This is a genomic window from Streptomyces sp. NPDC033174, from assembly GCF_055577795.1.
In genome coordinates, this window is sequence record NZ_JBVIPQ010000003.1 from 179006 (window position 1) to 203920 (window position 24915).

The following is a 24915-nucleotide window of genomic DNA, read 5'->3' on the forward strand; positions in this document are numbered from 1 at the left end:
GCTCGCCACCGGCCGGGCGCCACCGGACGACGCGCGCGGCGTCACGGCAACTGCCAGTCCACCGGCTGCGCCCCCTGCCGGATCAACAGGTCATTGGCGCGGCTGAACGGACGCGAGCCGAAGAATCCACGGTCCGCGGACATGGGAGAGGGGTGGGCCGACTCGATCGCCGGAAGGTCCCCGAGCAGCGGGCGCAGATTGCGGGCGTCGCGCCCCCACAGCACCGACACCAGGGGCTTGCCGCGAGCGACGAGCGCCTTGATGGCCTGCTCGGTGACCTCCTCCCAGCCCTTGCCGCGATGCGCCGCCGGCTTGCGGGGCGCCGTGGTGAGCGCCCTGTTGAGCAGCAGCACGCCCTGGCGCGTCCACGGCGTCAGATCGCCGTTCGAGGGACGCGACAGCCCCAGGTCGGTGTGCAGCTCCCGGAAGATGTTCTCCAGGCTGCCCGGCAGCGGCCGCACCTCGGGGGCGACGGAGAAGCTCAGCCCCACCGCATGACCCGGCGTCGGATACGGATCCTGGCCGACGATCAGCACCCGCACTTCGTCGAACGGCTGCTGGAACGCCCGCAGGACGTGCGCTCCGGCCGGAAGGTAGGTACGTCCCGCGGCGATCTCCGTACGGAGGAAGTCGCCCATCGCCGCGATGCGTTCGGCCACCGGGGCGAGCGCGTCGGCCCACCCCGACTCCACGATTTCTTTCAACGGTCTTGCCACGGGGCGTCACTCTACTGGTGCGGCCGGTGGGCGCCGGCCGGTGCGCTCAGCCGATGGCGGCGGCCCGCACGCAGAGCACGTCCGGCAGATGGGAGGCCAGCAGCTCCCAGCTGTCCCCGTCGTCGGCGCTCCCGTACACCTCGCCGTTCCGGTTCCCGAAGTACACCCCGGCCGGGTCGGAGTCGTCCGTGCACATCGCGTCCCTGAGGACCGTGCCGTAGTGGTCCCCTTCGGGCAGACCGGCCGAGAGTGCCTCCCAGGAGCGGCCCGCGTCGCCGGTCCGGTAGACACGGCACCGGCGGCCGGCCGGGACCCGGTCGGCGTCGGCGTTGATCGGGAAGACATAGGCCACATCGGCCCGGTGCGGATGCGCGGCGACCGCGAAACCGAAGTCGGACGGCAGCCCCTCGCCGATGTCGGTCCAGGCGCCACCGGCGTCGTCGCTGCGGTACACGCCCCAGTGATTCTGCAGATACAGCCGGTCCAGATCGCCCGCGTCCTGGGCGATCTTGTGTACGCACTGGCCGAATGCGGGGTGGGGATCGGGCAGGAACACCGCCGACACCCCGTGATTGGAGGGGGCCCAACTCGCCCCGCGGTCCGTGGAACGGAACACGCCTGCTGTCGAAACGGCGACCGTCACCGCGTCGGGGTCGCGCCGGTCGGTGACCACGGTGTGCACGGCCTCGCCGCCGCCGCCCGGCACCCACTGCGAGCGCGTCGGGTGCTCCCACAGGGGACGCACCAGCTCGAAGCTCTCGCCCCGGTCGACGGAGCGGAACAGCGCGGCCGGCTCGGTGCCCGCGTACACCACGTCCGGCTCCCGCGGGCCGGCCGGATGCAGCTGCCAGACGCGCTCCAGCGACGCCCCGGTGTCCTTGGGGAACCTGACAGCGGGCTGCTTCGGCTCGGTCCAGTGCGCGCCGAGATCGTCGGAGTGGAACACCGAGGGGCCCCAGTGCGCGCTGTCTCCGCCGACGAGCAGTCTCGGCACCTCGCGGCGGGTGTCGATCGCGATCGAGTACACGGCCTGTGCGTTGAAGTGCGGGCCGTCGAGCGTCCATCGTCCGCCGCGCCTGCGGCCGATGAAGAGCCCTTTGCGAGTGCCTACCGTGAGCAGTACGTCGGTCATCGCCGACACCTCCAGGACGCCGTTGTCTCGGGTACGGGCAAGTCTGCACCCGCCCACTGACAACGGCCCCCGGGCTCGCCGTCCGCCCAGGTCAGGACGGTCGCGCCCGGTGTGGCGCCATACCCCCGCACCGGGCGCGGACGGCTCAGATCGCCCAGGCGTACTGGTCCGGAGCCGGCGTCCCCGCGCCCAGTTGGCGCGCCGCCTGCCGCGCCCATGAGGCGTTGCGCAGCAGCTCCCGGCCCAGCAGCACGGCGTCGGCCTCACCGTTGGCGACGATCTTCTCGGCGTGTTCCGGCTCGGTGATCAGGCCGACCGCGGCGACCGGCAGCCCGGTCTCGGTCCGCACACGGGCCGCGAAGGGCACCTGATAGCCGGGCTTCACCGGGATCCTGGCCCGCCGGGCGTTGCCACCGGAGGACACGTCGAGCAGGTCCACGCCGTGCTCCTTGAGCAGCGCGGCGAAGCGAACCGTGTCGTCGCCGGTCCACCCCTGGTCCTCCAGCCAGTCCGTGGCGGAGATCCGGAAGAAGAGCGGCAGCTCCTGCGGCCAGACCTCCCGCACGGCGTCGACGACCTCCAGCGCGAGCCGGGTGCGGTTCTCGAAGGAGCCGCCGTAGGCGTCGGTGCGGTGGTTGCTGAACGGGGAGAGGAACTCGCCGATGAGATAGCCGTGCGCGCCGTGGACTTCGAGCACCTCGAAGCCGGCGTCCAGGGCCCGTGCCGCTGCCGCCCTGAACTGCCCGACGGTCTCGGCGATCTGAGCTTCGGTCAGTTCGGTGGGCACCGGGTATCCCTCGTCGAACGGCACCGGGCTGGGGGCCACCGGCTGCCAGCCGTGCGCCTCGGCGCCCACCGGTCCGCCGCCCTCCCAGGGGCGCGCGGTCGAGGCCTTCCGTCCGGCGTGCGCGATCTGGAGGCCCGGCACCGTGCCGTGCTGCTTGAGGAAGGCGGTGATCCTGCGCAGTGCCTCGACCTGGGTGTCGTTCCAGATGCCGAGGTCGGCCGGGGTGATCCGGCCCTCGGGGGCGACCGCGGTCGCCTCGACCAGGATCAGGCCCGTGCCGCCGGTGGCGCGGGCGGCGTAGTGGGCGAAGTGCCAGTCGCGTGCCACGCCCGTGTTCGGGCCGAAGACCTCGGCGGAGTACTGGCACATCGGCGCCATCCAGACGCGGTTGGGGATGGTCAGCGACCGCAGGGTGCAGGGCTCGAACAGTGCGCTCATGGCGGACTCCATTCACGTCGGGCGTGGGCCGTTCAACGCTTGTACGATACTCACCGTAGTACGTCATCTGTCAAACTACGAGGACTCTCGTACAATGAGGCCCCGGACGGAAGTGACGAACTGGAGACCGCCGTGAACGCTGTGACCACCGCGACCAGCCCTCGCGCGCTCGCGCACCCCGCTCGCGACGAGATCCGCCTGGAGAACGTCCTGCACGCGCTGTCCGACCCGGTGCGGCTGCAGGTGGTCAGCGAACTGGCCGTCGCCCAGGACGTGCTGTCCTGTTCGCACTTCGACCTTCCGGTCACCAAGTCGACGACCACCCACCACTTCCGGGTCCTCCGGGAGTGCGGTGTGATCCAGCAGATCTACCGGGGCACGGCCAAGATGAACGGGTTGCGCCGCGACGACCTGGACACACTCTTCCCGGGGCTCCTCGACAGCGTGCTGGCCGCCGCGGCCGGTGAGACCGGCCGACTGGCGGCGGCCCCTCAGAGCTGACCGAGCGCCGCGCCCCGCAGACCCTCCCAGTCCGCGATCTTCACCGAGCGCCGGCCGAGGGTCCGGCCCAGCGCGGCCTCCGCCTCCTCGATGGCCAGCCACCCGGGCCACTGCACCGGGCGGTGCCCCATCGCCCTCAGCTCGGCGACCGGGTCCTCCGCGACAGTGCGTCCGGACAACTCCGCGGCGTCCGCGAGGAGCGAGGTGACCGTCTCCTTGGCGCAGGGCCGGTTGGTGCCGATGACCCCGGTCGGGCCGCGCTTGATCCAGCCCGCCACGTACTCACCAGGAGAAGGGGTCCCGCCGCGCAGCACCCGTCCGGCCGCGTGCGGCACCGTGCCACGGGCCTCGTCGAAGGGCAGGCCCGGCAGCGGAACACCCCGGTAGCCGACCGCCCGCAGCACCAGCTGGGCCTCGATGTCCTCGTACGCGCCGGTGCCCCGTACGCCGCCCGCGCCGTCCGGGACCGTGCGCTCGAACCGTACGCCCGCCGCCCGGCCGTTCTCCTGCAGTACCTCCACCGGCCGCAGGAAGAACCGCAGCCGGATGAGACGTTCGGCCTCCCGTCCCCCGTCGGCCTCCTGTCCCGTGTCCGGCTCCCGCCCCGCGCCGGCAGCCGCCGCCCACCCCCGCACCACGTCCAGGTTGCGCCGGTTGACCGCCGGCAGCGCCGAGGGATCGTCGAAGGAGGGGTCGAGGGCGAGGTCCGCCGGGTCCACCTCCACCCTGGCCCCCGGCAGGGAGCCGAGCTCCCGCAGCTCCTTGGTGGTGAACTTGGCCTGCCCGGGACCGCGCCTGCCGACCATGTGCACCGCTCGCACCCGGCTCCCGGCCAGCGCGGTGAGCGCGTCCTGCGGGACGTCGGTGGGGCGCAGTTCGTCCGCACCCCGGGCGAGGATCCGCGTCACGTCCACCGCCACGTTGCCGACGCCGATCACCACGGCCGAGCGCGCGCCGAGGGCGAAACCGTTGTCCGACGCGTCCGGGTGGGCGCTGTACCAGGAGACGAAGTCGGTGGCGGAGCAGCTGCCGGGCAGATCCTCCCCGGGGACATCGAGATGCCGGTCGCGCGCGGCGCCGACGCAGTACACGACGGCGTGATAGAGCCCGAGGAGCCGTTCCGGGGTCAGCCCACGTGTCCCCACCTCGACATTGCCGACGAACCCGATCCGCTCGTGCTCCAGGACCGTGCGCAGGTTGTTCTGCAGGGATTTGATCTTCTCGTGGTCGGGAGCGACGCCGTAGCGCACCAGCCCGTAGGGGCACGGCAGTCGGTCCAGCACATCCACCCGGACCTCGGGCACCAGGCTCTGTTCGACCAGGGACTGGGCGGTGTAGACCCCGCTCGGTCCGGAACCGACGACGGCGACACGCAGCACGGCCGTACTCCTTCCCGCCAGGGATTCCAGCATCGCACCGGTGCGTGCCCGAGTGGGAGAGGCAGGCGGGTGACGTCCTGGGAAGAGCCGGGCGCGCGCGCCCGCGCGGGTCACATGGAGCGCATCCGGTCGATCTCCGCCGTCTGCTGCGCGACGACGTCGTTCGCCATCTCCTCGATCAGGGTGTTGTTGCCCTCGGAGAGGGCCTCGGCGGCCATCGTGACGGCGCCCTGGTGGTGGGTGATCATCAGCTTCAGGAAGAGTTCGTCGAACGCCGTGCCCTTGGCGCCGCGCAACTGCGCCAGCTGGGCCTCCGTCGCCATCCCGGGCATCGAACCGTGGTCGTGGCCGTCGCTCTTCCGGGGCTCGCCATTGGTTTTCAGCCAGCCCCGCATCGCGCTGATCTCCGGCTGCTGCGCCGCCGCGATCCGCGCCGCCAGCTTCTTCACCTGGGCCGATTCCGCTCGCTGCGGAGCGAGGGACGCCATGGTCAGCGCCTGGCCATGGTGCACGATCATCATCTGCGCATAGGTGAAGTCCGCCGCGTTGGGGGTGTCGTCCGGGACCGCGCGGGCCGCCTCCTGGGGGGAAAGGGTCCGCGCCGGCTCGCCCGGCTTGCCCGGGGCCAGTACCGAGGGCCCCTTTCCGCTCGTGGCCTGGGGCTTCTGCGCCGGGGGCGACTCGCAGGCGCCCAGGGCGAGGAGCGCGGCCACCGTCGCCGCGGCGACGGCCGACCGGCGGATGCGCGCGGCTCTGCGACGGTTCAACACAGCGGCCTCCTGGGGTTTTTCGATGAAGTTCGGTGGTTGCTGACCGTTCCTAGCACGCTTCTTGACGCGAGTGATCAAAAACTTTCATTACGTCTGTGTTGCCATCTGTTGAGATGTGCATGCAAAGGAAGATACTGCCGAGGTCCGTGACCCCCGTTCAACGACCAACGGATGCAAGGGAGAACGCAGTGACCTCGTTGCGAACCACGCACGTGCGGCGCAGACGTCTGGGCGTGGCAGCAGCCGCCGCCGGACTGCTGGCCACGCTGCTGGCGGCAGGACCCGCGGCCGCCACACCCGACCCCGGAGACGCACCCGTATCCGGAGCCACGGTCTCCGCGGAGCAGGCGGCCGAAGCGAGGGCCGCCATCAAGGAGGGCGAGATACCCGGCGTGGACGAGATCGTCCACAGTGCCAACATCACCCATGTGGCGAACGTCCCGAAGGAAGCCCTTCCCGGCTACAACTCCGACCTGGCGTTCCAGGGCAAGTACGCCTTCGCCGGAAACTACGACGGCTTCCGCATCTTCGACATCAGCGACCCGAAGTCACCGAAGACCGTGGCCCAGGTTCTGTGCCCCGGATCGCAGAACGACATCTCGGTGTCGGGCGACCTTCTCTTCCTGTCGACCGACTCCTCCCGGAGCGACAACTCCTGTGCGAGTACCAGCCAGCCCGCGACGGAGAAGTCCTCCTGGGAGGGCATGAAGATCTTCGACATCAGCGACATCAGCAACCCGAAGTACGTCGCCGCCGTCGAGACCGCCTGCGGCTCCCACACCCACACGTTGGTGCCGGAGCGCAGGAACGTCTACATCTATGTCTCCTCCTACTCGCCCAACGTCGCCTTCCCCGACTGCCAGCCGCCGCACGACGGCATCTCGGTCATCAAGGTGCCGCGCCAGGCTCCGGAGAAGTCCGCCATCGTGAACTTCCCGGTGCTCTTCCCCGGCGACGGCCCCGACGGCGGCGGCAACCCGGGCGGACCCACCAACCCCGGCGTCTCCAAGACCACGGGTTGCCACGACATCACCGTGCTGCCGTCGAAGGACCTGGCGGCGGGCGCCTGCATGGGTGACGGCATCCTCTTCTCCATCGCCGACCCCGAGCACCCCAAGGTGATCGACCGGGTCCAGGACAACGTCAACTTCGCCTTCTGGCACTCCGCGACCTTCAACCAGAAGGCCAACAAGGTCGTCTTCACCGACGAGCTCGGCGGCGGCAGCGGCGCCACCTGCAACGAGGCCACCGGCCCGCACCGCGGCGCCGACGGCATCTACGACATCACCGGGCGGGGAGACCACCGCAAGCTGGTCTTCCGCAGCTACTTCAAGATCCCGCGCCACCAGGCGAACACCGAGAACTGTGTCGCCCACAACGGCTCGCTGATCCCCGTCAAGGGCAGGGACCTGATGGTCCAGGCCTGGTACCAGGGCGGCGTCTCGATCTGGGACTTCACCGACTCCGCCAATCCCAAGGAGATCGGTTACTTCGAACGCGGGCCGGTCTCGGCGACGACCCTCAGCACGGCCGGCTCCTGGTCCGCCTACTACTACAACGGCCACATCTTCTCCAACGACATCACCAAGGGCTTCGACGTACTGAAGCTCGACGACCGCCGTACGGACCCGGCGAAGCGCATCCGGATGGACCGGCTCAACGTGCAGACGCAGCCGGACTACTTCGACGACTTCGACGACTGAACGGACACCTGAAGCGACAGCGTGCCGCCGGGAGCCTCCCGCTCCGGCGGCACGCCCAGTTCCCACTCCAGCCCGTACCGCTGGAACAGCTCCGCCCGCAGCCGCGACCGCGGCATCGGCGCCCCCGGCAACAGCACCGCGAAGACCGCGCCCATCAGCAGCGCCCGCAACAGCGGATAGTCGGTGTCCACCTGGTCGGAGCCGTAGCGGACCACCGTGTCCCGCAGCAGGAACGCCAGCCGCTGCTGCTCCGGACACTGCACGAAGCCCTCGGCCTGGAGGATTCCGGCCATGTGCGTCCGCATCAGGACGGGATGCTCGACAGCCAGGCCCAGAATCGCGTCGATGGCCCGGGCCAGCCGTTCCCGGCCGTCCTCGGTCCGCGGCTCGCGCTCCAGCGCCGCCTGCAGGGTCTGGTGCATCAGCCGGTGCACCGCCGACTGCAGCAGCTGCCGCTTGCCCGGGAAGTAGTACGAGATGAGCCCGCGCGCCGCCCCCGCCCGGTCCGCGATGTCCCCCAGGGTGGTCGCCTCGTAGCCGCGCTCCCCGACCAGCTCCACGGTCGCCTGGAGGAGCCGCTCGCGGGAACGACGCCTCAGCTCTTCATTGACCGATGGGCTCCGCGGGGACATGCTTAACTCCTGCGTTGACTGGCTCGCAGCCAATATACTCAGCGCGTCTCGGTGCGACGCCCTTCGTGGCTGGTCAGCGGGATGGACGCCTGTTCTGGGCGACACGGGGGATCGTCCAGGGCAGGCGCTTCCGCCTGCCCTGATCCATGGGCGGATCCGTCACTCTCATCCTCCTCTCCTGTCGTACGTGAGCACAGCCAGGGCCACCGCGAGCGCTCCCAGCAGCCACCCGGCCGCCACGTCCGTCGCCCAGTGCACCCCCAGATACATCCGGGTCAGACCCACTCCCACCACGCACCCCGCGGCGAGAATCACGGCCGCCCGCCAGACGCGGCGGGAGGTGCCGCGGCGGGACAGCAGCCACAGCAGCAGCCCGCAGGTGACCGTCGCCGTCATCGCATGGCCCGAGGGGTACGCGGAGAAGTGCGCGGAGGCGATCGGGTCGGGCCAGAGCGGGCGGTCGCGGCCCACGGCGAGTTTCAGACCCTGCTGGACGGCAGTCCCGAGGATGCTCGTCATCCCCACCCACAGCGCGAGCCGCCGCTGCCGGCGCCACCACAGCGTGAGGACGGCCACGGCGATCAGCGCCCGCATCGTCCAGGGGTCCCACACCCAGTCGGACAGGATCCGGTTGGCCTGGGCGAGGTCGGGGTCGGCGACGGCGCCCCGGTGCAGGCCGCGCGCGATGTCGCGGTCGAAGGAGACCAGCGGCTCCCAGCGGACGGCGACCAGAACCAGCAGAAGGACCGACAGGGCCCCGGTCCAGAGCGCGCAGCGACGTGCGGAGGGACGGTGTGCCGGAAGAGGCGTGGCGCCGAGGGTGGGGGAGCGCATGGGGAGATCTTCCCCGACGGCCGGCGGGACGGGCTAACCCAGCGCGCTGAGGCCGGGGAAGAACGCCACCAGCAGCGGTACGACCGGGACGAGCGCCGCGGCGGCGGTGAGCCGCAGCCGCCGCCCCGCGGTGAGCCGGGGCGCGGCGGTCAGCAGCCGGTTCACCCGCTGCGGAAGTTCGGCGCCGGGGGTGGGACAGGGCCCGAACACCCCACGGTGCTCGTTGAGTTGGACCAGCGCCAGGGCGATCGTCAAGCGGCCGAAGCGCCTCGACGCCACATCGTCGGCGGCCAGCTCCACCAGACGGTGCATCTCCCCGCGGAACGCCGCGAAGACCGGAATGCCCGGGAAGCCGCCCGCGAGCGCGGCCGAACAGTGCAACAGCCAGTCGTGCCGGGCCCGCGCGTGTCCCTGCTCATGGGCGAGTACGGCATCCAGCTGGCGGCCCTTCAGCCGCCGCAAGGCCGCGGTGGTAATGACCAGTTGGGGCGCGGCGGCCGGCAGCCACCAGGCGTCGGGGCGCTCACCCTCCAGGACGACCAACGGTCCGGTGCCGGGCTTCTCGCCGGGCAACAGGGGAGAACGCACGAGCAGTTCGTCACGGCTCCGCCTGCGGCGGGCCCTCGCGCGACGGATCTCCCGGGTGAGCATCGCACCGGTCCACAGGCCTCCGCTCGCCAGGAGCACGGCGAGCGCCGCCGACCAGGGCTGGTGGGTGCCCAGGGCGTAGGCCTCCATCACTCCGCGCGGCGCGGGCGCGAACACCTGCCCCCGGACCGCCTGCCAGGCGGCCGCCGCACTGATGGTCATCGACAGCGCGAAGCTCAGCAGGACCCCGGCCACCACGCACTGCCACATCCACAGCGCCACCACCGGCTCGCGTTCCGCCCAGTCGGACCGCGCCAGAAACCGGGGAGCGACAACGGCCGTCACAGTGCCGAGCGCGAGCAGCGCGAGGGAGACAACCATGGCGCCAGCCTATGAGTGAGGGGCTACTCCCGGGTATGGCCTCGGGTGGCAAGTGACGCACGCCACGGTCGCGTCGCCGGCCCGCTCCGGCGGCGTATCCCGCGCCCCGGACGCGTCCGTCACAGCGTGACCAGCATCGCGACCATCGCCAGCCCCATGGACAGCCGGCACACCAGGGTCAGCTCCGGCCTCACGGCCCAGGACAGGGGCGGGCCCCCGGCCGGTGCCGCGCCGACGGGGGCGAGCCGCGCACCTGCGTGCAGCACGTACCCCGTGTAGTAGACGAGCAGCCCGCCGGTCACCAGCGGCACTCCGGAGGCCACCGCTGCGGCTCCATGGCCCATGTGCGCGCCGCCCGCGCCTCCCGACCCGGCCATCGCGACCGCCATGTAGACCATCGCCAGGGACCCCGTCAGATGGTGCAGATGGTGCCCGCCGCCTCGCGCCGCCGCCCCCAGCGCCCGCAGCGCCGCGGCCCCGAAGACCGTCGCGTACACGATCCAGACCCAGTCCGGCGGCGCGAGCACGGAGGCGGGCACCGCCATCGCCGCCATCCCGAAGCCCATCAGGGCCTCGGCCCCCGCCGCCCTGCGCTCCGCGCCGGAACAGCCGCGTCTGCGCAGCAGGCAGTACGACCCGGCCGCCGTGCACAGGGCCACCAGCAGCCAGCCGGACATCGCCGGTCCGTGCACGGGCCACCTCCCGTTCGACGGTGTCGACCGGTCCATGCCCGCCGGGCGTCACGCGCACGCGGGCGCAGGGGTGTACGAGGGGAGCGCGTCGGGCGCCCGAACGAGGGCCCGGACCGCCGTCGGTGGGCCGGGATAGTCTCGTGGGGCATGTGAGCGCTCCGCGGACGCCGGTTCACGGCCCGGCGGCCGAGCGGCGCACGGCCCAGCAGAGAACGGAGAGTTTCCGCATGGACACCGCACCGCCCCGTGATTCCGGACAGCTGACCTTCCGCGATGCCGTCGAGGCCGATGTGCCCGTGCTCGTCCCGCTCATCGAGTCGGCCTACCGGGGCGACTCCAGCCGGGCCGGCTGGACCACCGAGGCGGACATCCTGGAGGGCCAGCGGACCGACCCGGAAGGCGTCCGGGAGGTGATCACGGCCCCTGGCAGCCGCCTGATGGTGGTGGAGCGCGACGGCGAGCCGGTCGCCTGCTGCCAGCTCGAACACCGCGGTGAGGCCGCCTACTTCGGCATGTTCGCGGTCCGGCCCGATCTCCAGGGCGCGGGCCTCGGACGGCAGATCATCGCCGAAGCGGAGCGCAGTGTGCGCGAGGTCTGGGGCGCGCGCGAGATGCACATGACCGTGATCTCGGTGCGCGAGGAACTGATCGCCTGGTACGAGCGGCGGGGCTACCGCCGTACGGGAAGGATGACGCCCTTCCCGTACGGCGACGAACGTTTCGGCCTCCCGCAGCGCGACGACCTCCAGTTCGAGCTGCTGGTGAAGGAGCTCGGCTGACGGCGCCGCGCTCCGGACGCCCGGCGCTCAGGCGGTGAAGCGGCCGGTGCGGCGGATCTCCGGATAGTCGGTCGTCGCACCGTCGAGCTCCAGCGCGCGCACCAGCCGCAGATGGTCCTGGGTGTTCACCACCCAGCCGATGACCCGGAGTCCCGCCTGGTGCGCCTGCTCGACGGTCTCCAGGGTCAGCCGGCGGATGTTCAGCGCGAGGGCGCCGGCGCCGACGGCCCGGGCGCGGTCTACGATGTCCGCGCCCCAGTGGCTGCCGATCAGCACCGTCCGTACGCCTGGCACCAGCCGGGAGATCTCGGCGATCGCCTCGTCGTGGAACGAGGACACCTCCACGCGTCCCACCAGGTCGCGCCGGAGCATCACCTCGGCGAGCGCCCGGGCCGCCGCCACGTCCTTGATCTCGGCCTGGAGCGGTGCCCGCACGGCGTCCAGGACCTCCTCGAAGACCGGGATCCGCTCACCCTGCCCGGCGTCCAGCTCACGCAGCTCGGCGAGGGTCCGGTCGGCGATCGGTCCGGAGCCGTCGGTCGTACGGTCCACCTCCGCGTCGTGCATGACGACCAGGGCGCCGTCCTTGCTCAGATGCAGATCCAGCTCGATGGCATCCATGCCCGCGGCTTCCGCGCGGACGAAGGAGCGCAGGGTGTTCTCAGGTTCGACACCCATGACTCCGCGATGACCGATGGTGAGGAAACTCAAGATCTTCTCGCTTCCGTCGATGCTTCGGCTCGGGTCGCTTCAGGGGCGCGCCGCTCCCGTACGGCACTGGTACCCCACGCGGCACGGCCGCAGCCTAACGGCCCGCATCGACGATGTATCCGGTCCCGCGCGAGGGAACGGAGGCATCCGTCCGGGTTCCCGCCACCCCCAGGACGAGGCCGGTGAGAAGGGCTGCGACAAGGACGGCACGGGTGCTCATGGGCTGTTGCTCCGGGGGCGCGAGGCTGGGGCGGAGAGTCAGGTCTATCGCCGGCGGGCGGCTCGGGGCGAGCAGTTTCACCCGTGCGTGGGCGCGTCCCGCGGGCCTTGACGCAGCAGCTCCAGATCGTCGAGCATCGCCCGCGCCAGCTCCAGTTCGGCCAGCTGCCGTCGCTCGCTCCAGCGCAGCGCGACCTGCGGATGGCCCCATGCGGCCACCCCCTCGGTCCGCGCCAGGGCGTCCCGTACCTCCTTCAGTTCGCCGCGCGTCCGCTCGATGTGCTCCTCGACCAGCGCGCGCAGCCGCTCGGGAGCGGCCAGGTGCCCGAGCCAGACCCGCAGCACCAAGGGGTGCTTGAGCACGGCCGGGCCGCTGTCGCCGTCCTCGGCCCAGCCGGCGAGGGCGGCCCGGCCCTCCTCGGTGATCGTGTAGCGGCGGGTGGTGCGCGGCTCCTCGGGTCCGGAGCGCCGTGACGTGGCGTAGCCCAGCTCCTCCAGCCGTCGCAGCTCCGCGTAGATCTGGCTGATCGCCGGCGACCAGTAGAAGAAGCGCAGCGAGGCGTCGGCCCACTTCTTGAGGTCGTAGCCGGTGCGCTCGCCGGGGAAGGACAGCAGCCCGAGCACCGCCCAGGCGGTCGGCGGCAGTTCCTGGCGCTGCTCTTGCTTCTTCGAGATGTGACGACTAGTCATATGGCTTATTGAAGTAAGGCCATGGCACGAACACAACCCCCGGGAGGGACCTTGAAGTTCTCCGTGATCTTCGAGGCGCAGCTGGCCGATCCGACCGTTGAGCGCGAGCACCAGGTCATCCACGACTGTGTCGAACAGGCGGTGTTCGCCGAGGAGATGGGGTTCGACCGGATCTGGGCGGTCGAACACCACGCGCTGAAGTGGTACGCCCACATGTCCGCCCCCGAGATCTTCCTCAGCTGGGTGGCGGCGCGGACCTCGACGATCCGCATCGGCCACGGTGTCGTCTGCATGCCGTTCAACTTCAACCATCCGGTACGGGTCGCCGAGCGCGCGGCCATGCTCGATCTGCTCTCCGGCGGCCGGCTCGACCTCGGCGCCGGCCGGGGCGGTACGGAACAGGAGACCTCGCTGTGCGGTGTCGACCGGGACCGCACGGCCCAGGAGGTGGAGGAGGCCCTGCGGATCATCGGCAGCGCCTGGCAGAAGGACGAGCTGGAGTACGAGGGGGAGCTGCTCAGGATCGGTCCGCATCCGATCCTGCCGCGCCCCCGGCAGGCCCCGCACCCGCCCCTCTTCCTGGCCTGCAGCCGAACGGAGACGCTCACCCGGGCCGCCGAGCTCGGCATCGGGGCGCTGGTGATGGGATTCGCCGGGCCCGAGTCGATCGCCGGGATGCGGAGCGCGTACGACGCGGCGCGCGCGGCACGCACGGGGGAGCGGTTCGTGTCGACCGTCGTCAACGACCACTTCTCGGTGCTGTGCCCGACGATCGTGCTCGACGACCGGGCGGAGGCGCGGCGCATCGGCACGCGGGGACAGCGCTTCTTCGCCCAGTCCATCGGCCACTGGTACGGCGGGGCGGGCATCCCGGACGAGGCGGTGGTCGAGGGCGCGGACGAGGCCGCCGCGATGCGCACGGCGGCCGAGCAGGTGGTCGCGCGCCTGAACGAGCAGAACATTCCGGTCCGGCCGAGCTCCACGGCCACCTTCAACGCCGACCACGCCTATGGCACCGCCGAGGACGCCATCGCGTACGTGGAACGCCTCCGCGACGCCGGAGCCGACGAGATCATGTGTCTGGTGCAGATGGGCACGGTGCCGCAGGAGGCCTGCATGGAGACCCTGCGGCAGTGGGGCGAGAAGGTCATTCCGCACTTCCGGGGCCAGGGAAAGCGAGCCGCGGGGGAGACGCCGTGACCACGCGCCCGACGAAGACCCCGCCCGCCGACGAGCCCGGCGCCGTGCCCGGGCACGACCGGCTCGATCCGGCCGCCAGGCCCTATGTAAAGGCGTTCGCCGCGTTCTTCCCCGATGTCGGAGGCACCGTCACCGACGCCGCCGAAGCCCGGCGCATCCTCGCCGCCGCCCCCCGGCCACCCGCCGGGCCGCCCCCGGTCGGTTCGGTCGAGGACCGCACGGTGCCCGGTCCCGAAGGCGCTCCGTCCATCCCCGTGCGGATCTACCGCCCGTCCGGTCCCGGGCCGCATCCGACGGTGGTCTTCCTCCATGGCGGCGGGTGGGTGCTGTGCGGTCTCGACACCCACGACCGGACCTGCCGCGGCCTCTGCCGGGCGGCTTCGGCCGTGATCGTCTCCGTCGGCTACCGGCTGGCTCCCGAGGTCCGCTTCCCCGCGCCGGTGGAGGACGCCTACGCGGCCCTGTGCTGGGCCGGGGCCCACATCGCCGAGCTCGGCGGCGAGCCGTCGGCGCTCACGGTCGCCGGCGACAGCGCCGGGGGGAACCTCGCGGCCGCGGCCGCGCTGCTCGCCCGGGACAGGGGCGGTCCGGCACTCGCCCGCCAGGTGCTGATCTATCCGGCCACCGACGCGGGTCAGGACACCGCTTCGTACCGGAGCAACGCCGAGGGCTGCTACCTCACGGCCGCGCACGTGCGCTGGTTCTGGGAGCAGTACCTCGGGCCCGAGGGCGACGGCGGCCATCCGCTGGCCTCGCCGCTGCGGGCCGACCTCTCGGGGCTGCCGCCCGCCCACGTGGTCACGGCCGGCTGCGACCCGCTCTGCGACGAGGGCAGGGCCTATGTCAAGGCCCTGCGGGCCGCCGGGGTGGAGGCCACCGAGGGGCACCATCCGGGGATGTTCCACGGCTTCCTGGCGCTCGCCGAGTACCTGGACGAGGCGGCGCTGGCGCTCGGCGCCGCAGCGGATGCGATTGCCACAACCCTCCGTGACAGGAAAAACGGCGGTGACCATGGGGGTCGCACAGGATAATTTCTCTCCCCTCCTCTTGTCTGGGAGAACCTCGCACCTATACGGTGTCTTGACGCGAGGTTCTCCTGTGGAGGAAGTGGCATGACGGAAATTCTTGTGCAGGACGTGGTGGGCGGGGACATAGCCGCCTCCAAGGCTGTCGAACACCCTGCCTGGCCCGAGCTCAAGAATGCGGTGGAGCAGATCCGCCCGTGGCAGTCCAAGGACGGCTCCATCGACTTCGAGGCCGACGGCGCGCCCTCCCGCGCGCTCGCCGGGGCCACGGTCGACCGGGTGGTCGCCGCGGTCGAGCAGCTCTCCCCGCTGTTCCCGCACGACGCCGCCTACCACGAGGCCCTCACCAAGGACCTGCGCGCCTGGGCCGACGGCGGCTTCGCGGTCCCGGACTTCCTGGACTCGCTGCTCGCCTTCCACCCCGCGGCCAACCGCGTGGACGGCCTCCAGCACCTCGTCCTCTTCCCGATGTACACGCAGAACGGCAACCCGAACCGCAACTTCGAAGCGGTCGTCCTGCGCATGGTCTGGCCGGAGTGGCTCTCCGAGCTGGAGCGCACCCGCTACGACAACCCGCTCTTCTGCGGCATCACCTTCGAGGACTTCACCGCGGGGTACGACACCCACTCGGCCGTCCTCTTCCCGGAGACCATCGCCGTGCGCGAGGCTCCCGAGCGCTTCACCTGGGGCGGGATCTTCTGCGACCGCGAGGCCGCCCGCTTCCGCGCCGTCACCGAGGAGTCGGTGCGCATCCTGGGTCTCGAACTCCCGGATGACATCCGCGAGATGGTCAGCGACCAGGACCGCTGCGAGAAGGCCTTCGTGCTCTGGGACATGGTCCACGACCGCACCCACAGCCACGGCGACCTGCCGTTCGACCCCTTCATGATCAAGCAGCGCCAGCCGTTCTGGATGTACGGCCTGGAGGAGCTGCGCTGCGACCTCACCGCCTTCAAGGAGGCCGTGAAGCTCGAGGCCGAGGGCAACGCGCACGGCCGGGACGTCCAGTACGCCGTGCTGTTCGACCGGATGTTCCGCTTCCCCGTCTCCGGTGACCGCAACCGCAACTACGACGGTCTCGGCGGCCAGCTGCTCTTCGCGTACCTGCACAAGCACGACGTGGTGCGCTGGACCGACAACACGCTCAAGATCGACTGGCAGCGGGCCCCCGAGGTCACCAACCAGCTCTGCGCCGAGATCGAGAAGCTGTACCGCGACGGCATCGACCGGCCGAAGCTGGTCCACTGGTTCGCCGCGTACGACCTGGTCTCCACCTACCTCGCCCCGCACCCCGGATCGCGCTGGGCCAAGGGCCCCGACGCCCTGGACCTGACCCAGCCGCCGCGCAAACTCGTCGACGACGTGCTTCCGGACGAGTTTCCGCTCAGCATGTTCTATGAGGCGCTCTCCAAGAAGCTGAAGGATGTGATCGCCTCCACCAAGGGCATCACCGCCTCCGACGTTTCTCGGACCGAGCAGGCTGCAGCGTGAACTCTCGCACGGAGAACCCGGAGGAGACGACCATGAACGGCAACGGGAACGGCGGACCGCTGGAAGGCGCCGTCATCGCGGTGGCCGGCGCGGCAGGCCCCGCCGGCCGCGCCACGCTGCTGAGGCTGGCGGAGGCGGGCGCGATCGTGGTCGGAGCCGACGCCGACGCTGCCCGGCTCGCCGAGGCCGTCGACGCCGCCCGCTACGCCCACGGCGGAGCCACCGTCATCGGTGACACGGTCGACCTCCTCGACGTCGGTGCGGCCCGCGACTGGGCGGACAAGACCGAGAAGGAGTTCGGCCGGATCGACGGCCTGGTCCACCTCGTCGGCGGCTGGCGCGGCGGCGCCACCTTCGCCGAGACCGACCTGGCCGACTGGCAGCTGCTCGAGAAACTGCTGATCCGTACGGTCCAGACCACCTCGCTCGCCTTCCACGAGCCGCTGATGCGCAGCGACCGCGGCCGGTACGTGCTGGTCAGCGCCGCCGGGGCGTCCCAGCCGACCGCGGGCAACGCCGCCTACGCGGCCGCGAAGGCCGCCGCCGAGGCCTGGACCCTCGCGCTCGGCGACTCCTTCCGCAAGGCGGGGGGCGAGGACGGGCCGAAGGCCGCGGCTGCGATCCTGGTGGTCAAGGCACTGGTGCACGACGCCATGCGCGCCGAGCGCCCCAATGCGAAGTTCGCGGGCTTCACGGACGTCAAGGAACTGGCCGAGGCCATCGCCGGAGTCTGGGACCGGCCCGCACGTGAAGTGAATGGACAGCGCCTGTGGCTGACCCCCAAGCCGTGATCCCGAAGAACACCGACGCACGTCGTCACCACGACCCCTCGGTCCGCGGATTCGCCAGCGACAACTACGCCGGCGTCCACCCGGAGATCCTCGCCGCGCTCGCCCTCGCCAACGGCGGTCATCAGATCGCCTATGGCGAGGACGAGTACACCGACCACCTCCAGCGGGTCATGCACAGCCACTTCGGCCCCACCGCGGAGGCCTTCCCGGTCTTCAACGGCACGGGAGCCAATGTCACCGCGCTCCAGGCCCTCACCGACCGGTGGGGCGCGGTGATCTGCGCCGAGTCCGCGCACATCAACGTGGACGAGGGCGGCGCGCCGGAGCGGATGGCCGGACTCAAGCTGCTCACCGTGCCGACGCCCGACGGCAAACTGACGCCGGAGCTCATCGACCGGCAGGCGTGGGGCTGGGAGGACGAGCACCGCGCGATGCCGCAGGTCGTGTCGATCACCCAGAACACCGAGCTGGGCACGGTCTACACGCCGGACGAGATCCGGGCCATCGTGGAGCACGCGCACGCCCGGAACATGAAGGTCCACCTCGACGGCGCCCGGATAGCCAACGCCGCCGCATCGCTGAACGTGCCGATGCGCGCGTTCACGAACGCGGTGGGTGTGGACGTCCTGTCGTACGGCGGCACCAAGAACGGCATGATGTTCGGTGAGGCGATCGTCGTCCTCAACCCGGACGCCGTCAGCCATATGAAGCACGTCCGCAAGATGTCCATGCAGCTCGCCTCCAAGATGCGGTTCGTGTCGGTGCAGCTGGAGGCGCTGCTCGCGAAGGACCTGTGGCTGCGCAACGCGCGGCACGGCAACGCGATGGCGCAGCGGCTGGCCGAGGGCGTGCGCGCGGTCGACGGTGTGGAGATCCTCCACCCCGTCCAGGCCAACGCGGTCTTCGCCCGGCTGCCCCACGACGTCAGCGTGCGGCTGCAGAAGCGTTTCCGCTTCTACTTCTGGGACGAGGCGGCCGGAGACGTCCGCTGGATGTGTTCCTTCGACACCACCGAGGACGACGTGGATGCGTTCCTGCAGGCGCTGAAGGAAGAGATGGCGCGCTAGGCCGCAGCGATCGCTCTGCATAAATATTCGACCGACCGGAAAGTTATTGACTTCCGGTCGGTCGTTTTCGTAGAGTTCAGTGATATGGAGCTGATCCAGCAAGCGCCTCAACTGACCGCCTACCTCGCCCCGGACGAGACCATCAACCATGAGCACCCGCTAGTGATCAAGACCGCCGCCCAGCTGCGGGCCGACCACCGCGACGCATACGCATACGCCAAAGCGGCATACGAATTCGTCCGTGACTCCATCTCGCACTCCGAGGACTCCGGCGCCCTGCAGGTGACCTGGCGGGCCTCGGACGTCCTCGCCGAAGGAACCGGCGTCTGCTACGCCAAGTCCCACGCGCTGGCCGCGCTGCTACGGGCCGAGTCCATCCCGGCGGCCCTGTGCTACCAGCGGCTCGCCGACGACGACGGCGGCAACCCCGTCATCCACGGCCTGGTCGCGGTCAAGCTGCCCGGCGAGACGGCATGGGCGCGGCAGGACCCGCGCGGAAACAAGGCGGGTGTGGACGCCCAGTTCTCCCTGGACGGCGAGAAGCTGGCCTTCCCGGTGCGACCGGAGCTCGGTGAGGTGGACTACCCGGTTCTCTACGCGGAACCGCACCCGGTCGTGCTGAGCGCCCTGCGGGCCGCCCCGGACCGGGCGTACCTCTGGAAGACGCTTCCCACGGACCTCTGAGGAAAGAACCGGACGCGTGCACGGGTGCACGCGTCCGAAGGGCCGGCCCCCGGGGCACGGATCGATCCCGTACCCCGGAAAGACGTTTCAGCCCCGCTCGCGGACCTCGGCCGGCGTCGGAGCCGTGCCCCCGAGGTGGGCGGGCACCCACCAGGTGTCGCCCGCGTCCTTGGGGCGCACGGGATAGGCGCGCTGAGCGGCCTCCAGGAGCTCCTGTACCCGCTCACGCAGGCGCCGGGTGATCGCACCCGCGTACTGGTCGGTCGGCGCCTCCATGGGCTCGCCGACCCGGATCGTCACCGGGATGTGGCTGCGCTTGAAGTTGCGCGGACGGCCCTTGGTCCAGACCCGCTGCGTGCCCCAGAGGGCCATCGGGATCAGCGGGACGCCGGCCTCCTGCGCCAGACGCGCGGCGCCCGACTTGAAGCTCTTGAGCGTGAACGACTGCGAGATCGTCGCCTCGGGGAAGATGCCCACGATCTCGCCGGACCTCAGGGAGTCAAGGGCGTGCTGGTAGGACGCCTCACCCTGCGTGCGGTCGACCGGGATGTGCTTCATGCCCCGCATCAGCGGGCCGGAGATCTTGTGCCGGAAGACCGAGTCCTTGGCCATGAAGCGCACCAGGCGCTTCTGGGGCAGCGCCGCCAGGCCCGAGAAGATGAAGTCCAGATAGCTGATGTGGTTGCTGACCAGCACCGCTCCGCCCTGACGGGGGATGTGTTCCGAACCCTGTGTGTCGATCTTCAGGTCGAGCGCCTTGAACATCGTGAGAGCGGCGCCGATGACCGGCCGATAGACGAGTTCTGCCATCTGGTGGGGACCCTTCTTTGTGTGCCTTGGGAGGGTTCTCCCGGCGGAAGTTACGCGGCCGTAGGTTTCGGCATTCGAGCAGATCGTGCCCCATACGCGCCGCGCTGACCAGTCCTGGGGCTTTCCGCCGGGGAGATTGAGGGGAGATCCTCATCACGCCCGGTGGGTGCAAACCGGCCTGTCAGAGGCCTACCCGGCGCCGCACCGGGAATGCGCGGCCGGGAGTGCGGCCGGGAATCAAGGGGCGCTGTGCGACGCTGCACAGTGCGTGGAGGTCACGGGAAGTGACGCGAAGTGACGATCGGGACAGGAGGCCCCCGGTGCACGAGGGCGACAGTGACGGCGGCCGGCCGGACGCCGGCGGCGGGCGCGAGCGGCGGCTCGGAGCCGCCGAACTGGGCACGGAGCTGGGGCGGCGGGCGACGCTCGTGCAGTTCTCCAGCGCCTTCTGTCAGCCGTGCCGGGCGACCCGGCGGACCCTGTCCGAGGTCGCGGCCATGATCGACGGCGTCGGACATGTGGAGATCGACGCCGAGGAACGGCTCGGGCTGGTGCGCGAGCTGGAGATCGTGAAGACCCCCACGGTCCTGGTGCTGGACGCCTCGGGGCGGATCGTCCGCAGGGCCGCCGGACAGCCGCGCAGGGCCGATGTCATCGCCGCGCTGGGCCGGGCGGTCTGACGCCGTGACGCATCTCCCAGAACCCGGTGCGCACTTGACTGTGCCTGCCAACCATCGTCAGGCTGGCGCGGTGCCCCAAGAAATCCTTCTCTACGGCCGCGCCCACGTGGACCTGGCCCGCAACGCGAGCGCTCGCTGTCCGGGTGTCTGAGCAGCCACGGACCCGTACGCATCCCTTGCAGAAGGACAATTCCATGACGGTATCGCCCGAGCTCCGCATACCTCGGCAAGCCACCTCAGATGTGTTCCGCTCCGTCTTCCGGCAGCACGCCGCCGGTGTCGCGGTCATCACCGCACAGGGCGAGCGCCCCGTCGGCTTCACCGCCACCTCACTCAACTCCGTGGCCGCCGAGCCACCCTTGGTCTCCTTCGGCGTGGGCACCTCCTCCTCCAGCTGGCCGGTCATCTCCGAGGCCGAGTACATCGGCGTCCACATACTCGGCGAGCACCAGAGCGAGCTGGCCGCCACCTTCGCGCGCAGCGGCGCCGACCGCTTCGGCGCGCCGACGCGCTGGCACAGCGGCCCGGAGGGCGTCCCCCTGATCGACGGCGTACTGGCCTGGCTGGTGTGCCGGGTCGTCGCCCGCGTGCCCGCCGGGGACCATCGCATCGTGATCGCCGAGGCCGTCCACGGGGACCCCGACGGCGTGGGCCGTCCGCTGCTGTACCACCAGGGACGCTTCAACGGTCTGCGCGACTGAGAGTTCCCGATTACGGAGCGTTGTGAAGGTCACAGTTACGAGCGCTTGCTTACTGGGCACGCACTGGGTGTACTGACGAGTAATATTTCGGTCGGGGCGTCCGCCGCCCCAACCGGAAACCGTCCCTTCAGGCGCCTATGCTGCGTGCAACAAGGCAGCCCAGTAATGACGATGCAGTAGGAGAGCCGGCGTGAGCTTGAGGATCGTAGTAGCTGTGAAGTACGTGCCCGACGCCACCGGCGACCGGCACTTCGCCGATGACCTGACGGTGGACCGGGACGACGTCGACGGCCTGCTGTCCGAGCTGGACGAGTACGCGGTCGAGCAGGCGCTGCAGATCGCCGAAGAGGCGGACGACGCCGAGATCACCGTGCTGACCGTCGGTCCCGAGGACGCCAAGGACGCGCTGCGCAAGGCGCTGTCCATGGGCGCCGACAAGGCCGTCCACGTCGAGGACGACGACCTCCACGGCTCCGACGTCATGGCGACCTCCCTGGTGCTCGCCAAGGCCATCGAGAAGACCGGTTACGACCTGGTCATCTGCGGCATGGCCTCCACCGACGGCACCATGGGCGTGCTGCCGGCCATTCTCGCCGAGCGTCTGGGCGTCCCGCAGGTCACGCTGCTGTCCGAGGTCAAGGTCGAGGACGGCACCGTCAAGGGCCGCCGTGACGGCGACAGCGCCTCCGAGCAGCTCGAGGCCTCCCTGCCGGCCCTCGTGTCCGTGACGGACCAGTCCGGCGAGGCCCGCTACCCGTCCTTCAAGGGCATCATGGCCGCCAAGAAGAAGCCGGTCGAGTCCCTGGACCTCGAGGACCTGGAGCTCGACGCCGACGAGGTCGGCCTCGAGGGCTCCTGGACCAAGGTCGACTCGGCCGCGGAGCGTCCGGCCCGCACCGCCGGCACGATCGTCAAGGACGAGGGCGAGGGCGGCAAGCAGCTGGCCGAGTTCCTCGCGAGCCAGAAGTTCATCTAGGGCTTCAGCCCACCCCACGCCCGCAGATTCTTCGTTCGCAGGAGATTGAAGTCCCATGGCTGAAGTTCTCGTCTACGTCGACCACGTGGACGGCGCCGTCCGCAAGCCCACCCTCGAGCTGCTGACCCTCGCCCGCCGCATCGGCGAGCCCGTCGCCGTCGCCCTCGGCGCCGGCGCCGAGGCCACCGCCCCGGCCCTCGCCGAGCACGGCGCCGTGAAGGTCCTCACGGCCGACGCGCCCGAGTTCGCCGACTACCTCGTCGTGCCGAAGGTCGACGCGCTCCAGGCCGCGTACGAGGCCGTTTCGCCGGTCGCCGTGCTCGTCCCCTCCTCCGCCGAGGCCAAGGAGATCGCGGCCCGCCTCGCGGTCCGCATCGGCTCCGGCATCATCACCGACGCCGTCGACCTCGAGGCCGGTGACGAGGGTCCGGTCGCGACGCAGTCCGCGTTCGCCGCCTCCTTCACCACCAAGTCCCGTGTCTCCAAGGGCACCCCGGTCATCACGGTCAAGCCGAACTCGGCCGCCGTCGAGGCCGCCCCGGCCGCGGGCACCGTCGAGGCCCTCACGGTCTCCTTCTCCGAGAAGGCCACCGGCACCAAGGTCGTCGGGCGCACCCCGCGCGAGTCGACCGGCCGCCCCGAGCTGACCGAGGCCGCGATCGTGGTCTCCGGTGGCCGTGGCGTCAACGGCGCCGAGAACTTCTCGATCATCGAGGCGCTCGCCGACTCGCTCGGTGCCGCCGTCGGCGCCTCGCGCGCCGCCGTGGACGCCGGCTGGTACCCGCACTCCAACCAGGTCGGCCAGACCGGCAAGTCGGTCTCGCCGCAGCTGTACATCGCCTCCGGCATCTCCGGTGCGATCCAGCACCGCGCCGGTATGCAGACCTCGAAGACGATCGTGGCGATCAACAAGGACGCCGAGGCCCCGATCTTCGACCTGGTCGACTACGGCGTGGTCGGCGACCTCTTCGACGTCGTCCCGCAGCTGACCCAGGAAGTTCAGTCCCGCAAGGGCTGACCTGCGCTTCTGCTGGGCCCGGGGGCCGTACGGTGATCTTCACCGTGCGGCCCCCGGTCGTTTCGGACAACCATTGACTCAGGCCCGGAGAGACTACTAACTTCGCTATACGGATTATTGATTCCGTGAAGCGGAAATGAGAAGGGTGTGGGAATGGGTCAGCAGGAGAAGGTGGCAACGAGCCTCGCCGGCGGCGTCAGCGAGGCCATCAGCGCCTCCCTCGAAGCGGTGGACGCGGAGCTCGCCCGCCGCTACCCCGGAGACCCCGGCACCCGCCAGCCCGTCCACACCGTCTACGTCCCGGGTGACGTCTTCGAGGCCGGCACCATCCGCTCCTGGGGCGACCAGGCCCTCGCCGCCCTCGACGAGCACGCTCCGGACGCCGCGTCCCTCGCGTCGGTCCTCGGCCTCTCCGACGAGCTCGCCGGGCCCGTCCACGACCGCGTACGCGCCAAGCTCGAGCGCGAGCCGATCGAGGACCTCCGTGTCGACTTCGAGGACGGCTACAGCGGCGCCGACGAGGACGCCGACGCCGCCCGCGCCGCCCGCCTGATCTCGGAGGCGTACGCGAACGGCACCGCCGCCCCGTACATGGGCATCCGCATGAAGTGCATGGAGGCGGCCGTCCGCGACCGCGGCATCCGCACCACGGACATCTTCCTCACCGGCCTCATGGAGCACGGCGGCCTCCCCGACGGCCTGGTTCTGACCCTCCCCAAGGTCACCTACCCCGAGCAGGTCACGGCCTTCGTCCGGCTGCTCGAGGCCTTCGAGAAGGCCCACGGCCTGGACGCCGGCCGCCTCGGCTTCGAGATCCAGATCGAGACCAGCCAGTCCATCCTGGCCGCCGACGGCACCGCCGCCGTCGCCCGCATGATCGACGCCGCCGAGGGCCGCGCCACCGGACTGCACTACGGCACGTTCGACTACAGCGCCTGCCTCGGCGTCTCCGCCGCCTACCAGGCCAGCGACCACCCGGCCGCCGACCACGCCAAGGCGATCATGCAGGTCGCCGCCGCGGGCACCGGCGTACGGGTCTCCGACGGCTCCACCAACGTCCTGCCGGTCGGCACCACCGAGCACGTCCACGAGGCCTGGCGCCTGCACTACGGCCTCACCCGCCGTGCCCTGGCCCGCGCCTACTACCAGGGCTGGGACATGCACCCGGGCCACATCCCGACCCGTTACGCGGCCGTCTTCGCCTTCTACCGCGAGGGCTTCGAGACCGCGGCGGCGCGCCTCGCCGCGTACGCCAACCACGCCGGCGGCGACGTCATGGACGAGCCCGCCACCGCCAAGGCCCTCAGCTCCTACCTGCTGCGCGGCATCGACTGCGGCGCCCTGGACACCGACGAGGTCGCCGGCATCACCGGGCTGTCCCGGGCCGATCTCGACCGCTTCGCTTCCCCGCGCCGCGGGGACCTGACGGCCACCGCCCAGTAGACGAGCGGACGTCAGGACAGTCATCGCTGCCCCGTACTCTGTACGCGTTCGGACGGGAACACGACACAGGGAACGGG

General features: G+C 70.9%; 26 protein-coding genes. 14 read left to right on the plus strand and 12 right to left on the minus strand.

Annotation, left to right across the window (positions count from 1 at the left end; all coding sequences use genetic code 11):
* Positions 1–41: 41 nt before the first annotated feature.
* From ACZ5VC_RS10955 to ACZ5VC_RS10965, 3 genes are all read right to left on the minus strand, one after another.
* Complete coding sequence (locus ACZ5VC_RS10955; protein WP_468707620.1) at positions 42–716, minus strand: uracil-DNA glycosylase; 675 nt, start codon at positions 714–716, stop codon at positions 42–44.
* 46 nt (positions 717–762) lie between these two features.
* Positions 763–1848, minus strand: coding sequence for a WD40/YVTN/BNR-like repeat-containing protein (locus ACZ5VC_RS10960; protein ID WP_469119756.1), 1086 nt, complete (start codon positions 1846–1848; stop codon positions 763–765).
* A gap of 145 nt (positions 1849–1993) precedes the next feature.
* Positions 1994–3073, minus strand: a complete 1080-nt coding sequence (locus tag ACZ5VC_RS10965; protein WP_469119757.1) for an NADH:flavin oxidoreductase/NADH oxidase — start codon at positions 3071–3073, stop codon at positions 1994–1996.
* A 141-nt stretch (positions 3074–3214) separates the two neighbouring features.
* Between ACZ5VC_RS10965 and ACZ5VC_RS10970 the strand changes: the two genes are divergently transcribed.
* Positions 3215–3574, plus strand: coding sequence for an ArsR/SmtB family transcription factor (locus ACZ5VC_RS10970; protein ID WP_469120203.1), 360 nt, complete (start codon positions 3215–3217; stop codon positions 3572–3574).
* On the opposite strand, the gene ACZ5VC_RS10975 is transcribed toward ACZ5VC_RS10970, so the two are convergent.
* Both ACZ5VC_RS10975 and ACZ5VC_RS10980 read right to left on the minus strand, forming a co-directional pair.
* Positions 3565–4953 carry an FAD-dependent oxidoreductase gene (locus tag ACZ5VC_RS10975; protein WP_469119758.1) on the minus strand — a complete coding sequence of 463 codons (1389 nt, stop codon included), beginning with the start codon at positions 4951–4953 and terminating at the stop codon, positions 3565–3567. The two genes, ACZ5VC_RS10970 and ACZ5VC_RS10975, sit on opposite strands and share 10 nt — an antisense overlap.
* 110 nt (positions 4954–5063) lie before the next feature.
* Complete coding sequence (locus ACZ5VC_RS10980; RefSeq protein ID WP_469119759.1) at positions 5064–5723, minus strand: DUF305 domain-containing protein; 660 nt, start codon at positions 5721–5723, stop codon at positions 5064–5066.
* Positions 5724–5911: 188 nt separating this feature from the next.
* Here ACZ5VC_RS10980 and ACZ5VC_RS10985 point away from each other — a divergent pair, with 188 nt between their 5' ends.
* On the plus strand, positions 5912–7426 hold the full coding sequence (locus ACZ5VC_RS10985) for an LVIVD repeat-containing protein (protein ID WP_469119760.1): 1515 nt from the start codon (positions 5912–5914) through the stop codon (positions 7424–7426).
* Here the strand turns inward: ACZ5VC_RS10985 and ACZ5VC_RS10990 are convergent.
* The 4 genes from ACZ5VC_RS10990 to ACZ5VC_RS11005 all read right to left on the minus strand — a co-directional run bounded on the left by ACZ5VC_RS10990 (position 7402) and on the right by ACZ5VC_RS11005 (position 10553).
* Complete coding sequence (locus ACZ5VC_RS10990; RefSeq protein WP_469119761.1) at positions 7402–8058, minus strand: TetR/AcrR family transcriptional regulator; 657 nt, start codon at positions 8056–8058, stop codon at positions 7402–7404. The genes ACZ5VC_RS10985 and ACZ5VC_RS10990 overlap by 25 nt on opposite strands.
* Positions 8059–8223: 165 nt before the next feature.
* Entirely contained in the window at positions 8224–8892 is a 669-nt protein-coding gene (locus tag ACZ5VC_RS10995) for a phosphatase PAP2 family protein (RefSeq protein ID WP_469119762.1), read from the minus strand.
* Between the two features lie 33 nt (positions 8893–8925).
* Positions 8926–9861, minus strand: a complete 936-nt coding sequence (locus tag ACZ5VC_RS11000) for a M56 family metallopeptidase (RefSeq protein ID WP_469119763.1) — start codon at positions 9859–9861, stop codon at positions 8926–8928.
* A gap of 119 nt (positions 9862–9980) precedes the next feature.
* Positions 9981–10553, minus strand: coding sequence for a DUF5134 domain-containing protein (locus tag ACZ5VC_RS11005; RefSeq protein WP_469119764.1), 573 nt, complete (start codon positions 10551–10553; stop codon positions 9981–9983).
* 227 nt (positions 10554–10780) lie between these two features.
* Between ACZ5VC_RS11005 and ACZ5VC_RS11010 the strand changes: the two genes are divergently transcribed.
* Positions 10781–11332: a GNAT family N-acetyltransferase gene (locus ACZ5VC_RS11010; RefSeq protein WP_469119765.1), complete on the plus strand. Its 552-nt coding sequence runs from the start codon at positions 10781–10783 to the stop codon at positions 11330–11332.
* 27 nt (positions 11333–11359) lie between these two features.
* Here ACZ5VC_RS11010 and ACZ5VC_RS11015 read toward each other — a convergent pair whose 3' ends face one another.
* A complete protein-coding gene (locus ACZ5VC_RS11015) occupies positions 11360–12043 on the minus strand; it encodes a glycerophosphodiester phosphodiesterase (RefSeq protein WP_469119766.1) in 684 nt (227 codons plus the stop codon).
* A gap of 297 nt (positions 12044–12340) precedes the next feature.
* Entirely contained in the window at positions 12341–12952 is a 612-nt protein-coding gene (locus ACZ5VC_RS11020) for a PadR family transcriptional regulator (RefSeq protein ID WP_469119767.1), read from the minus strand.
* Positions 12953–13003: 51 nt separating this feature from the next.
* On the opposite strand from ACZ5VC_RS11020, the gene ACZ5VC_RS11025 reads away from it, so the two are divergent.
* From ACZ5VC_RS11025 to ACZ5VC_RS11050, 6 genes are all read left to right on the plus strand, one after another.
* Positions 13004–14152: an LLM class flavin-dependent oxidoreductase gene (locus tag ACZ5VC_RS11025; protein ID WP_469119768.1), complete on the plus strand. Its 1149-nt coding sequence runs from the start codon at positions 13004–13006 to the stop codon at positions 14150–14152.
* A 44-nt stretch (positions 14153–14196) separates the two neighbouring features.
* Positions 14197–15183 carry an alpha/beta hydrolase gene (locus ACZ5VC_RS11030; protein ID WP_469120204.1) on the plus strand — a complete coding sequence of 329 codons (987 nt, stop codon included), beginning with the start codon at positions 14197–14199 and terminating at the stop codon, positions 15181–15183.
* Between the two features lie 81 nt (positions 15184–15264).
* Positions 15265–16668 (plus strand): DUF6421 family protein, encoded by a 1404-nt coding sequence (locus tag ACZ5VC_RS11035; protein ID WP_469119769.1) that lies wholly within the window; start codon positions 15265–15267, stop codon positions 16666–16668.
* A 32-nt stretch (positions 16669–16700) separates the two neighbouring features.
* A complete protein-coding gene (locus ACZ5VC_RS11040; RefSeq protein ID WP_469120205.1) occupies positions 16701–17459 on the plus strand; it encodes an SDR family NAD(P)-dependent oxidoreductase in 759 nt (252 codons plus the stop codon).
* Complete coding sequence (locus ACZ5VC_RS11045; protein ID WP_469120206.1) at positions 17456–18526, plus strand: threonine aldolase family protein; 1071 nt, start codon at positions 17456–17458, stop codon at positions 18524–18526. Before ACZ5VC_RS11040 ends, ACZ5VC_RS11045 begins: the two co-directional genes overlap by 4 nt.
* 84 nt (positions 18527–18610) lie before the next feature.
* Entirely contained in the window at positions 18611–19210 is a 600-nt protein-coding gene (locus tag ACZ5VC_RS11050) for a transglutaminase-like domain-containing protein (protein ID WP_469119770.1), read from the plus strand.
* Positions 19211–19297: 87 nt separating this feature from the next.
* On the opposite strand, the gene ACZ5VC_RS11055 is transcribed toward ACZ5VC_RS11050, so the two are convergent.
* Positions 19298–20020: a lysophospholipid acyltransferase family protein gene (locus ACZ5VC_RS11055; protein WP_469119771.1), complete on the minus strand. Its 723-nt coding sequence runs from the start codon at positions 20018–20020 to the stop codon at positions 19298–19300.
* Between the two features lie 320 nt (positions 20021–20340).
* Between ACZ5VC_RS11055 and ACZ5VC_RS11060 the strand changes: the two genes are divergently transcribed.
* The 5 genes from ACZ5VC_RS11060 (at position 20341) to ACZ5VC_RS11080 (ending at position 24838) form a co-directional block, all read left to right on the plus strand.
* Positions 20341–20700 (plus strand): TlpA family protein disulfide reductase, encoded by a 360-nt coding sequence (locus ACZ5VC_RS11060; RefSeq protein WP_469119772.1) that lies wholly within the window; start codon positions 20341–20343, stop codon positions 20698–20700.
* Positions 20701–20894: 194 nt separating this feature from the next.
* A complete protein-coding gene (locus ACZ5VC_RS11065) occupies positions 20895–21401 on the plus strand; it encodes a flavin reductase family protein (RefSeq protein WP_469119773.1) in 507 nt (168 codons plus the stop codon).
* Between the two features lie 190 nt (positions 21402–21591).
* Positions 21592–22377 carry an electron transfer flavoprotein subunit beta/FixA family protein gene (locus tag ACZ5VC_RS11070; RefSeq protein ID WP_468707640.1) on the plus strand — a complete coding sequence of 262 codons (786 nt, stop codon included), beginning with the start codon at positions 21592–21594 and terminating at the stop codon, positions 22375–22377.
* Positions 22378–22432: 55 nt separating this feature from the next.
* The gene (locus tag ACZ5VC_RS11075) at positions 22433–23395 is read left to right on the plus strand and encodes an electron transfer flavoprotein subunit alpha/FixB family protein (protein WP_468707641.1); all 963 of its coding nucleotides are present in this window, start codon (positions 22433–22435) and stop codon (positions 23393–23395) included.
* Positions 23396–23548: 153 nt separating this feature from the next.
* Complete coding sequence (locus ACZ5VC_RS11080) at positions 23549–24838, plus strand: DUF6986 family protein (RefSeq protein ID WP_469119774.1); 1290 nt, start codon at positions 23549–23551, stop codon at positions 24836–24838.
* Positions 24839–24915 lie beyond the last annotated feature (77 nt).

Bases quoted from the DNA above. Each gene is read 5' to 3' on its own strand.
- ACZ5VC_RS10960 (WP_469119756.1), bottom strand. From the start codon at position 1,848: ATGACCGACGTACTGCTCACGGTAGGCACTCGCAAAGGGCTCTTCATC.
- ACZ5VC_RS10965 (WP_469119757.1), bottom strand. From the start codon at position 3,073: ATGAGCGCACTGTTCGAGCCCTGCACCCTGCGGTCGCTGACCATCCCC.
- ACZ5VC_RS10990 (WP_469119761.1), bottom strand. From the start codon at position 8,058: ATGTCCCCGCGGAGCCCATCGGTCAATGAAGAGCTGAGGCGTCGTTCC.
- ACZ5VC_RS10995 (WP_469119762.1), bottom strand. From the start codon at position 8,892: ATGCGCTCCCCCACCCTCGGCGCCACGCCTCTTCCGGCACACCGTCCC.
- ACZ5VC_RS11000 (WP_469119763.1), bottom strand. From the start codon at position 9,861: ATGGTTGTCTCCCTCGCGCTGCTCGCGCTCGGCACTGTGACGGCCGTT.
- ACZ5VC_RS11010 (WP_469119765.1), top strand. From the start codon at position 10,781: ATGGACACCGCACCGCCCCGTGATTCCGGACAGCTGACCTTCCGCGAT.
- ACZ5VC_RS11020 (WP_469119767.1), bottom strand. From the start codon at position 12,952: ATGACTAGTCGTCACATCTCGAAGAAGCAAGAGCAGCGCCAGGAACTG.
- ACZ5VC_RS11035 (WP_469119769.1), top strand. From the start codon at position 15,265: ATGACGGAAATTCTTGTGCAGGACGTGGTGGGCGGGGACATAGCCGCC.
- ACZ5VC_RS11040 (WP_469120205.1), top strand. From the start codon at position 16,701: ATGAACGGCAACGGGAACGGCGGACCGCTGGAAGGCGCCGTCATCGCG.
- ACZ5VC_RS11050 (WP_469119770.1), top strand. From the start codon at position 18,611: ATGGAGCTGATCCAGCAAGCGCCTCAACTGACCGCCTACCTCGCCCCG.
- ACZ5VC_RS11055 (WP_469119771.1), bottom strand. From the start codon at position 20,020: ATGGCAGAACTCGTCTATCGGCCGGTCATCGGCGCCGCTCTCACGATG.
- ACZ5VC_RS11065 (WP_469119773.1), top strand. From the start codon at position 20,895: ATGACGGTATCGCCCGAGCTCCGCATACCTCGGCAAGCCACCTCAGAT.
- ACZ5VC_RS11075 (WP_468707641.1), top strand. From the start codon at position 22,433: ATGGCTGAAGTTCTCGTCTACGTCGACCACGTGGACGGCGCCGTCCGC.
- ACZ5VC_RS11080 (WP_469119774.1), top strand. From the start codon at position 23,549: ATGGGTCAGCAGGAGAAGGTGGCAACGAGCCTCGCCGGCGGCGTCAGC.